Origin of the sequence: Rugamonas sp. (assembly GCF_025354735.1) — a bacterium.
In the GTDB taxonomy this organism is placed as follows: Bacteria; Pseudomonadota; Gammaproteobacteria; order Burkholderiales; family Burkholderiaceae_D; genus Rugamonas.
On sequence record NZ_JANXMI010000141.1, the window covers coordinates 1 to 10,019 of the forward strand.

General features: G+C 67.7%; 8 protein-coding genes and 3 tRNA genes. 5 read left to right on the forward strand and 6 right to left on the reverse strand.

Going from position 1 to position 10,019, the window contains the following annotated elements:
• Window positions 1–25: 25 nt before the first annotated feature.
• From ltrA to Q0S71_RS11775, 5 genes are all read right to left on the reverse strand, one after another.
• Window positions 26–1,423 (reverse strand): group II intron reverse transcriptase/maturase, encoded by a 1,398-nt coding sequence (gene ltrA / locus Q0S71_RS11755; RefSeq protein ID WP_367185294.1) that lies wholly within the window; start codon window positions 1,421–1,423, stop codon window positions 26–28.
• A 480-nt stretch (window positions 1,424–1,903) separates the two neighbouring features.
• Window positions 1,904–1,980: transfer RNA gene (locus Q0S71_RS11760), tRNA-Arg, on the reverse strand.
• 119 nt (window positions 1,981–2,099) lie between these two features.
• Window positions 2,100–2,176: transfer RNA gene (locus Q0S71_RS11765), tRNA-Arg, on the reverse strand.
• A gap of 127 nt (window positions 2,177–2,303) precedes the next feature.
• Window positions 2,304–2,380: transfer RNA gene (locus Q0S71_RS11770), tRNA-Arg, on the reverse strand.
• Window positions 2,381–2,645: 265 nt separating this feature from the next.
• A complete protein-coding gene (locus Q0S71_RS11775) occupies window positions 2,646–2,876 on the reverse strand; it encodes a hypothetical protein (RefSeq protein WP_295995391.1) in 231 nt (76 codons plus the stop codon).
• 34 nt (window positions 2,877–2,910) lie between these two features.
• Here Q0S71_RS11775 and Q0S71_RS11780 point away from each other — a divergent pair, with 34 nt between their 5' ends.
• The 4 genes from Q0S71_RS11780 to Q0S71_RS11795 all read left to right on the forward strand — a co-directional run bounded on the left by Q0S71_RS11780 (window position 2,911) and on the right by Q0S71_RS11795 (window position 8,197).
• A complete protein-coding gene (locus tag Q0S71_RS11780) occupies window positions 2,911–3,147 on the forward strand; it encodes a hypothetical protein (RefSeq protein WP_295995394.1) in 237 nt (78 codons plus the stop codon).
• Between the two features lie 40 nt (window positions 3,148–3,187).
• On the forward strand, window positions 3,188–4,024 hold the full coding sequence (locus Q0S71_RS11785; RefSeq protein ID WP_295995396.1) for a response regulator: 837 nt from the start codon (window positions 3,188–3,190) through the stop codon (window positions 4,022–4,024).
• A gap of 186 nt (window positions 4,025–4,210) precedes the next feature.
• On the forward strand, window positions 4,211–6,985 hold the full coding sequence (locus tag Q0S71_RS11790; RefSeq protein ID WP_295995399.1) for an ATP-binding protein: 2,775 nt from the start codon (window positions 4,211–4,213) through the stop codon (window positions 6,983–6,985).
• A gap of 231 nt (window positions 6,986–7,216) precedes the next feature.
• The gene (locus tag Q0S71_RS11795) at window positions 7,217–8,197 is read left to right on the forward strand and encodes a diguanylate cyclase (protein WP_295995402.1); all 981 of its coding nucleotides are present in this window, start codon (window positions 7,217–7,219) and stop codon (window positions 8,195–8,197) included.
• A 23-nt stretch (window positions 8,198–8,220) separates the two neighbouring features.
• Here Q0S71_RS11795 and Q0S71_RS11800 read toward each other — a convergent pair whose 3' ends face one another.
• Window positions 8,221–8,643, reverse strand: coding sequence for a hypothetical protein (locus Q0S71_RS11800; RefSeq protein WP_295995405.1), 423 nt, complete (start codon window positions 8,641–8,643; stop codon window positions 8,221–8,223).
• A 276-nt stretch (window positions 8,644–8,919) separates the two neighbouring features.
• Between Q0S71_RS11800 and Q0S71_RS11805 the strand changes: the two genes are divergently transcribed.
• On the forward strand, window positions 8,920–10,019 hold a 1,100-nt coding region (locus tag Q0S71_RS11805; RefSeq protein WP_295995406.1), incomplete at its 3' end, for a hybrid sensor histidine kinase/response regulator.

Consider the following 10,019-nt stretch of genomic DNA (forward strand, 5'->3'; position numbering starts at 1 on the left):
GACGTGCGGTTCCGCATCCGGCGGTTCATTGAACACACTGGAGTCGGCGCATCGTATCGACGAGCGACACCAGACCTAAACGATCAAAGAACGACTTCGGGAAGGCTTGGTTCATGTGGCTTGCGCCACTGTTCCACCACGGCCCGCGTTGGTTGAGGCCCGAGCGAAACGCCCGCTCCTCCTTCAGTCCGGCCTTCATCAGGTTCATGGCACGAGTATACGGGCGCTTCCACTGTCGCCAAAGAATACAGCGCAGCTTGTGCCTGATCCAGCCGTCCAGCTCTTCCAGCGCCTTCTTGGTCTCGGACAGCCGAAAGTAGGCCATCCAGCCACGCAGTAGCGGGTTGAGTCGGGTGATGACCGTGCTCAGGCTGCACCCTCTCGCACTTTTGAGTACTTCACGCACGCGCGTTTCCAGCCGTTGATAGCTGGCCGGCGCAATGCGTAGTTTCGGAGCCCGGTGCCAACTCAGGCTGTAGCCCAGAAACTTCCTCTCCCACGGACTCGCCACCGCGCTCTTGGCCAGATTCACCGTGAGCTTGAGCTTGTCCGCCAGAAACCGGGTAATGCTCGCCATCGCCCGTTCCCCCGCCTGTCGGCTTCTGACATAGATGTTGCAATCGTCAGCGTAGCGGCAGAAGGCGTGGCCCCGGCGTTCCAGTTCCCGATCCAGTCCCGTCAGCAGAATATTCGATAGCAGCGGACTTAACGGCCCACCTTGCGGCGTGCCCTGCGTCCGTGGGGAAACAACCCCTTCTGCCATCATGCCCGCTTCCAGGTACCGTCGGATGAGGCACAGCACTCGTCCGTCACCGACCTTCTTCGAGAGTTTCTCCATCAGCAGATCGTGGTTGACGCGGTCGAAGAATTTCTCCAAGTCCATGTCCACCACCACCCGCCGGCCGCTGGCGACGTACTGCTGCGCCGCCTTGACCGCTTGATGGGCGTTCTTCCCCGGCCGAAAGCCGTAGCTCGACGCCGAGAATTCCGCTTCGAAGATCGGTGAGAGCACCTGATGCGTCGCTTGCTGGATCAGCCGATCCGCAAGCGTCGGTATGCCCAGTGTCCTGACCCCGCCTTGCGGCTTCGGTATGTCCACCCGGCGCACCGGCGAGGGTATGTACTCCCCCGCCAGCAGTTTGGCCTTGATCGTCGGCCAGTGTTGCTTCAAGTGGTCTTTGAATTCCGCGACGCCTATGCCATCGACTCCAGCCGCCCCTTTGTTCTCGACCACCCGTTGGTACGCGCGCTGCAGGTTGCCGCGTTCGCACACCGCTTCCATCAGCGCGCTTTTCCGCGCTTCCTCCGCTTTGGTCCGCATGCGGGTCGTCACGTCGGCCTCGGCACCCGTGCCGGCTTCGTCGGCGTTCTGCGCCGATTCCACCGCTCGGGCGTTCAATCTTCTTGAACCTTCTGCCTTCATCGACTTTCCGTGTGGTCCCGCCGCCTACTCGCGGCTTTCAATGTTCGGCCCTTCGGTTCTTCCCGACCCCTACTATGGCCTCTGCTGACTTCTGCATGGGCATCCCTCCACCTTTCGATGTCGGTAGCACTGAGGTCGCCCTCGGCACCCTTGCAGATCTCCCCGTGTATGACGCACTTTCCTTCACGCTTATGCCTGTCGGATTTACGTCACGGCGTTCCGTGCAAGTTTCGGGCTTTGACGATATTGGCCGCCTCACCCCGCCGTGCCGCCTCATATCCGCTTCCTGTTCGTCAGGCCAGCGCTTTGCTTCCGGCTTCCTTCAGATTCGCAGTCGCCCACGACACACTTGCCATCTGCTAACTCTTCCCCTTGCCGGGTGAGTAGAGGACTTTCACCTCCAAGTAAGTGCGCCCTGCCGGGCGCACGAAAAAAAAGATCCAGAGATCGCTCTCTGAACCTTTTTCGTCTTACGAATTTTGGTGCGGCTGGCAGGAATTGAACCCACGACCCCTTGGTTCGTAGCCAAGTACTCTATCCAACTGAGCTACAGCCGCGAAAAACTAGTTAAGCCGTTTTTCTCGCAAGCGCCTCGCAAGGCGCGCCACAAGTAAAACGCATTACATTTACCGCGATAACGACAGAGAAAAAACCACGACTCTGTCTTATTAAATTCTGGTGCGGCTGGCAGGAATTGAACCCACGACCCCTTGGTTCGTAGCCAAGTACTCTATCCAACTGAGCTACAGCCGCAAAAAAACATTGTAACACACCCATTCCGCCTTCATTACCCCATCACTGCGGGCAATAAAACGATATGCACTTCTTTACTGCTTTAGAAAAGAGGAGGCAGACTTTGCAATCTGCCCCCCCGAAATTCTGGTGCGGCTGGCAGGAATTGAACCCACGACCCCTTGGTTCGTAGCCAAGTACTCTATCCAACTGAGCTACAGCCGCAAAAAACGCATTATAGCGTATGCCGTCCGTTTTGAAAAGTTCGACTCTAAAAACCGTTTAGTCCGTTTCGCCGCAAAACACCCCGCGAAAGCGACTTCTCTCCAACCCGAAAAGCCTGCGCTTTTCGCCTCTCGCCACCAGTCCTTGAGGGCACCGACGCTGGAGACCGGAGGGCTAGCCCCCCGAAAGAAGCAGGATTATAGGCACTGCGGCGGCGCCTGTCCAGCACCAATGGCAACTATCTTGGGCGGGCCGCCGCGGCGCCCTATTCCAGGCCGTATTCGGCCGCCGCCTTGGCCGCCCACAGGGCCGCGTCGCGCGTCGCGAAGGCCTCGTCATAACTGTCGAGGGCGCCGTCGGCGCCGACGAAATGGATCCACCAGCCGGCCGCGTCGGCGACGATGGCGATGTCGCCGCGGCGGCAATGCGCGGCGATGCTTTCGCCCCCCTCCAGCATGACGATCCTGACCTTGCGGTGCGTGACAATGGTGGGCATGGTTTCTTTCCGCGCGAACGAATAGTGAGCGGGCATGATGACAAATTCGACCGGCGCTGGCAAGCGCATCGGCCAGTCATTCAGAAAACTAATTATCATTATCATGAAAGACCATTGGCTTTATATCCCGCAACGCAGCATCATCCACCTGTCTCCTCTATTCTCCTCCAAGAAAATAGACTTAGCCCGCTCTCACCAGCGGGCTTTTTTTTGCCCCGGCGCCGCGCGCGCCGCCGCCCCGCCGGAATCAAAGAGCGGCGCAGGCGTATAGTGTAGGATTCGGCCATATTTCTTGGAAAGAACAATACGGCATGCAAAGCGACAGCGCACAAGCAACGACAACGGCCTCCTTCGACTGGACCGACAGCGCCCTGGGCGCGCCGGCCGCCTGGCCGCACCACCTGCGCCTATGCGTCGACCTCCTGCTCAACTCGCCGCTGGCGCAGGCGCTGATGTGGGGCCCGGAGCAGATCCTGGTCTACAACGAGGCCTACGTCGCCCTGCTCGGCGCCGAGCGCATGGCGGCGCCCGGCGGGCGCGTCCCGGCCATGCTGCCGCCCGAATGGGGCTGGAGCGGCGCCGCGCTGGCGGCGGTCTGGGCCGGCAAGGCGGCCCGCCACCGCCGCCAGCCGCTGCAGATCTGGCGCGGCGGCGGCGCCACCGAGTTGCTGCTGGACTTGTACTACACGCCGGTGTGCGACGAAACCGGCCAGGTGCGCGGCGTGCTGTGCGCGCTCGCGCCCAGCTCCGCGCCCGCCGCCGCGCCGGACCGGGCGCTGCGCGTCCTGGTGGTGGAGGACAATCCCGACGCCCGCTTCCTGGTCTGCGAAATGCTGCACACCTTCGGCCACCAGGTGCGCGCCGTCGGCGGCGCCGAGGAGGCGCTGCAGATCCTCGCCGGCGGCGATATCGAGGTGCTGTTCACCGACGTCGGCCTGCCCGGCATGTCCGGCGTCGAACTGGCCCGCCACGCCCTGCGCGGCCAGCCCGGCCTGCACATCATCTTCGCCTCCGGCTTCGGCGACACGCTGACGCGGCATATCGAGTTCGCCGCCACCTCCCTGCAGAAACCCTACGACATGGCGCAGTTGCGGCGCGCCCTCGACGCCGTTGACGCCGGCCCGGACGGCGCCGCCCCGCCGGACTGAGTCGCCCGCGCAATGGTGCGTATCAATTCGATGCGATGGGGCTACAATGAAATCCCACGCCAGGCTGCGCATATCGCGCCGCCGCCGTGACGCTCAACGATTGCCCCGACGCCCAACCATGATTTTCCCGACCGCGCCCACCCGCGATGCCACGCGCCCTTCCGCCACGCCGCGGCGGAGCCGTTGATGGCGGACCGCCAGCAGGCCGGCGCGGCGCCGCGCGACGGCGGCGCGGCCGAGGCCAGGGAGGCGCTGCGCCTTTCCAATGAACGCATGGGCAAGCTGCTCGAGAGCATCACCGACGGCTTTCTCGGCGTCGACCGCGCCTGGCGCATCAACTACATCAACGCCCGCGCCGACGCCATGCTGCGCCCGGCCGGCGCGCGCCGCGCCGCGCTGGAGGGCCAGGATCTGTGGCGGGCGCTGCCCGAACTGCGCGGCACCGTGCTGGAGGCCCAGTACCGGCACGCCCTGGAGCGCCAGGAAAGCGTCGGCTTCGAGCTCTATCACCTGCCGCTGAAGCGCTGGCTGGAGGTGCGCGCCTATCCGTCCGGCGACGGCCTGACCAGCTATCTGCAGGACATCACGCAACGCAAGGCCGACGAGCGCGCGCTGCGCGAGGGCGCCACCCGCCTGCAGGTGGCGCTGGCGGCCGGCCAGCTGGGCGACTGGAGCTGGGACGCCGCCAGCGACCTGGTCACGCTGGGCCGGCGCGCCGCCGAGATGCTCGATCTGCCGCAGGCGACGCCGGTGAGCTGGCACATCCTGCGCGCGCGCCTGCACGAGGACGACCGCGAGACGGCCCGCCTGGCCTTCGCCCAGCTGCACGCCGGCGGCGGCGACTATCAACTCGAATGCCGCGCCCTGCGCCGCGACGGCGCGCGGCGCTGGCTCTCCATCGTCGGCCACGCCAGCTACGGCGACGACGCCGCCCTGCTGGGCCTGAGCGGCATGGTGCGCGACATCACGCCGCGCAAGGCCGCCGAGGACACCCTGCGCCAGGGCGAGGAGGAGCTGCGCGCGCTGGCCAATTCGATCCCGCAACTGGCCTGGATCGCCCACGCCGACGGCGCCATGAGCTGGTACAACCAGCGCTGGTACGACTACACCGGCACGACCCCGGAGCAGGCCATCGGCGCCGGCTGGCGGGCGCCCTACGACGGCGCCTGCCTGGAGCAGATGCTGGCGCGCTGGGAGCGCTCGCTGCGCAGCGGCGATCCCTTCGAGATGGAGTTTCCGATCCGCGGCGCGGACGGCCAGTTCCGCTGGTTCCTGACGCGCGCCAATCCGGTGCGCGACGGCGCCGGGCGCCTGCTGCGCTGGTTCGGCACCAGCACCGACGTCGACCAGGTCAAGCGCGTGCAGGAGGCGCTGCGCGAGGAGAGCTCGATCCTCGAACTGCTCAACAGCACCGGCACGGCGCTGGCCGGCACGCTCGACCTGCGCGCCCTGCTGCAGGAGGTCAGCGACGCCGCCACCCGCATCAGCGGGGCGCGCTGCGGCGCCCTGCTCTACTGCGGCGCGGCCGCGCCGCTGACGGCGCTCTCGGGCAGCGGCGCCGAGGCGCTGCTGCCCGGCGCGCCCGCCGCCGCCGCGCTGCGCAGCCGCCTGGCCGTGCCGGTCGTGTCGCGCTCCGGCCAGCGCATCGGCAGCCTGCTGCTGGGCCACCCGGAGGCGGCCATGTTCGGCGCGCGCACCGAGCGCATCGTCGGCGGCATCGCCGCCCAGGCCGCCGTGGCGATCGACAACACGCGCCTGTACGAGGCGGCCCAGCAGGCCTCCGAGGAGCGCAAGGTGCTGCTCGACAGCGAGCGCAGCGCGCGCGCCGAGGCCGAGCACAGCAACCGCATGAAGGATGAATTCCTCGCCACCCTGTCGCACGAGCTGCGCACGCCCCTGTCGGCCATCCTCGGCTGGGCCCAGGTGCTGCGCCGCGGCACGCGCGACCCGGCCGACCTGCAGCGCGGCCTGCAAAGCATAGAGCGCAACGCGCGCGCCCAGGCCCAGTTGATCGAGGATCTGCTCGACATGAGCCGCATCACCGCCGGCAAGGTGCTGCTGGACATGCAGACGGTCGCCCCGGCCGGCGTCATCGACGCCGCCGTCGAGGCGCTGCGCCCGGCCGCCGACGCCAAGAACATCCGCCTCGAGATCCGCTGCGGCGCCGAGGTCGGCGCCATCGCGGGCGACCCCAGCCGCCTGCAGCAGGTGATCTGGAACCTGCTCTCGAACGCCCTGAAGTTCACGCCCAAGGACGGCGCCGTGCGCATCGCCGCGCGCCAGCTCGGGCGCCACGCCGAGATCAGCGTCAGCGACAGCGGCATCGGCATCCGCGCGGAATTCCTCGCCCACGTCTTCGAGCGCTTCCGCCAGGCCGACGCCTCGACGACGCGCAAGCACGGCGGCCTGGGCCTGGGCCTGGCCATCGTCAAGCACCTCGTCGAGCAGCACGGCGGCACGGTCGGCGTGAGCAGCCCCGGCGAAGGCCTGGGCGCCACGTTCACGCTGCTGCTGCCGCTGGCCGGGTCCTCCGCGGCGGCGCCGGCCGCCGCCGAGGACCCGGCGGCGCGCGATCTGGCGCGCCTGAAGGTGCTGGTGGTCGACGACGAGGCCGACGCGCGCGAGCTGATCGAACGCATCCTCACCGATTGCAACGCCGAGGTGTTCCAGGCGGCCGACGCGGCCCAGGCCCTGCAACTGCTGCTCAACGAACGCCCCGACGCCCTGGTCAGCGACATCGGCATGCCCGAGGTGGACGGCTTCGACCTGCTGACCCTGGTGCGCGCGCTCGGCGCGCAGCGCGGCGGCGCCCTGCCGGCCATCGCCCTGACGGCCTTCGCCCGCCCGGAGGACCGCCAGCGCGCCCTGTCCATCGGCTTCCAGGCGCACGTCTCGAAACCGGTCGAGGCGGCGCAGCTGATCGCCACCCTGGCCGCCGTCTGCCACCGCGACGCCTGCTGAGCCCGGGCGCGCGTGGCGCGCGCCCCCTCCGCCGGACTCATCCTATAATGCCGGCAGGGCGCGGCGGCGCCGCCGCCGTGTTGCCAGAAAACCAGTCCGAGCCTCCTACCCGGAGACGCGGTACTGTCCTACAAGCAACTACGGCCGGCTTTGCTACACTATCGACACAGCCGCGCCACCGCCGCCCACGCCGCACAGAGCGGCGCCTTTCCAGCATTGACCGAGACCATTATGCCGAGCCAAGAAGAGATATTGAAAGCCAAGATTCTGGTCGTCGACGACTCGCCCGACAACGTCGATCTGATGCTGGAAATCCTCCGCGACGCCGGCTACACCGACGTCACCGCCACCATGCAACCGGGCCGTGTCTGCCCGCTGCACCGCGAGCATTGCTACGACCTGATCCTGCTCGACCTGCAGATGCCCGAGCTGAACGGTTTCCAGGTCATGAAGGGCTTGAAGGAGATCGAACAGGGCGGCTATCTGCCGGTGCTGGCGCTGACGGCGCAGCCGAGCTTCAAGATCGCCGCCCTGGAGGCGGGCGCGCGCGACTTCATCAGCAAACCCTTCGACCTGCTGGAGGTGCACAAGCGCATCCACAACATGCTCGAGGTGCGCCTGCTCTACAAGGAACTGGCCCAGTACAGCAAGCTGCAGCAGGAACTGGCGCTGCACGATCCGCTGACCGGCCTGCCCAACCGGCGCCTGCTGGAGGACCGCATCGCCAGCACGCTGCAGCACGCCGCGCGCAACCGCGGCAAGGCGGCCATCATGTACCTCGACCTGGACGGCTTCAAGGCCATCAACGACACCTACGGCCACGCCTGCGGCGACGAGGTGCTGAAGACGGTGGCCAAGCGCCTGGTCGGCGCCTCGCGCCGCGAGGACACGGTGGCGCGCATCGGCGGCGACGAATTCGTCATCGTGCTGGGCGCCCTGTCGGGCCTGGGCGACGCCAGCGAACCGGCCTCGAAGCTGGTCGACATCGTCTCCGAGCCGTTTTTCATCAACGACCTGACGCTGAAACTGTCGACCAGCATCGGCATCAGCGTCTATCCGGACGACGCCGACAGCGTCGAGAGCCTGCTCAGCATCGCCGACAGCGCCCTGTACGAGGCCAAGCGGGCCGGCAAGAACCGCTTCTGCTGCGCCCCGTCCGGCATCGCGCCGGGCCCGCGCAGCGTGAAGGGCGCGCTGCCGCAGACCGCCTGAGGCGCGGCGGCCGCGCGGGCGGCCTATTTGGCCGGCTTGCGCGCGCCCCCCTTGACGGCCGCCGCCGCCGTTACCTGCTGCCGGCCGGCGCTCTGGTGGTCGGCGTGGGCGTCCACCCTGTCCGGCGCCACCTCGATGCGGGTGATGCCGGAATCGACCGAGATCGGGTCGCTGGCCGGAAAAGTCATCTCGACGGCGTCGTCGAGCAAGCCCTCCCCCGCCAAGTCCCCCGCCGCCGCCTCCGCGTCGGCCAGCGTGGCCAGCGCGCCGGCCCATCTGACGAAGTTCAACTCCGCCAGCTCGCGCACCGTCCGCACGCCGAAGGCATGCTGCAGGGCCTTGGCGTCGGCCTCGCTCACGCCGCGCAGGGCGCTGACGGGAGCGGCGGCGATTTCGCGGAAACTCTTGCCCAGGTAGTCGTGGTCGACGATTTTCTCGATGTTCATCATGTAGCCTTTCGTGGTGTTGGATGGGGCGGCGCCGCGCGGCGCCGTACCGGCCGGGCCGGGCGGTCGAATTCAAATGGCGGCGGCGCGTGAAACTTGCTGCTTTATCGGCCGAACTCATATAACCTCAGCCCAACGCACCGCTGCGATATGCAGGATGCCCGCACAATATGGCACGCTGGCCGCGTCCCGTATGTGCGCAATCGAACACGGCAAGCGGCGCCGCCGCCGCGCCGCCCGCAACCGTCCCATGCGCCCGCATCCCATAGAGACCCCGTGCCCACCACCGACAAGCCGAAGATCCTGGTCGTCAACGACGACGCCAACAGCCTGTTCGCCCTCACCTCGCTGCTGGCGCAATGGGCCGAGCAGGAGCGCTACGAGGTCATCGCCGCCCGCTCCGGCGAGGACGGCCTGCGCCAGGTGCTGCGCCACGATTTCGCCGTCATCCTGCTCGACGTCAACATGCCCGGCATGGACGGCTTCGAGACGGCCGAGGCGATCCACCAGCGCGCCCGCTCGGCGAACATCCCCATCATCTTCGTGACCGCCTACCTGGCCGACGAGATGGACCGCCTGAAGGCCTACCAGAAGGGCGCGGTCGACTTCCTGTTCACGCCCATCATCCCGCAAATCCTGCACGCGAAGATTTCCGCCTTCGTCGCGCTGGCCGGCAAGAACGAGCAACTGCGGCGCCAGACGCTGGCGCTGCGCCAGCGCGGCGAGGAGCTGGTGGCCAGCAACGAGCGCCTGACGCGCGAAATCGAGGAGCGCAAGGCGGCCGAGCAGGAGAACCACGCCAAGGACGAGTTCCTCGCCATGCTGGGCCACGAATTGCGCAACCCGCTCAGCGCCATCGCCAGCGCCGCCGCGCTGATCGGCCTGGAGGGCGTCTCGGCCGACGGCGCGGCCCGCGCCAGGGCCATCATCGTGCGCCAGAGCCGCCACCTGGGGCGCATCGTCGACGACCTGCTCGACCTGAGCCGCGCCATGGCCGGCAACATCCCGCTGAACCGCCAGGGCCTCGACCTGGCGGCGCTGGCGGCCGGCTGCGTGGCCACCTTCCGCACCACCGGCCGCCTGGACGGCCACGCCCTGACGCTGGAGCTGGAGCCGGCCTGGGTCGACGGCGACGCCACCCGCCTCGAACAAATCATCAGCAATCTGCTCGACAACGCGCTGAAGTACACGCCGCCCGGCGGCGCCGTCGCCGTGCGCGTGGCGCGCGAGGGCGCCGACAGCGTGCTCACCGTGAGCGACGCCGGCGTCGGCATTCCGGCCGCGCTGCTGCCGCGCATGTTCGACGTCTTCGTGCAGGGCAGCAGCACGCTGGCGCGCGCCCAGGGCGGCCTGGGCATCGGCCTGGCGCTGGTGCG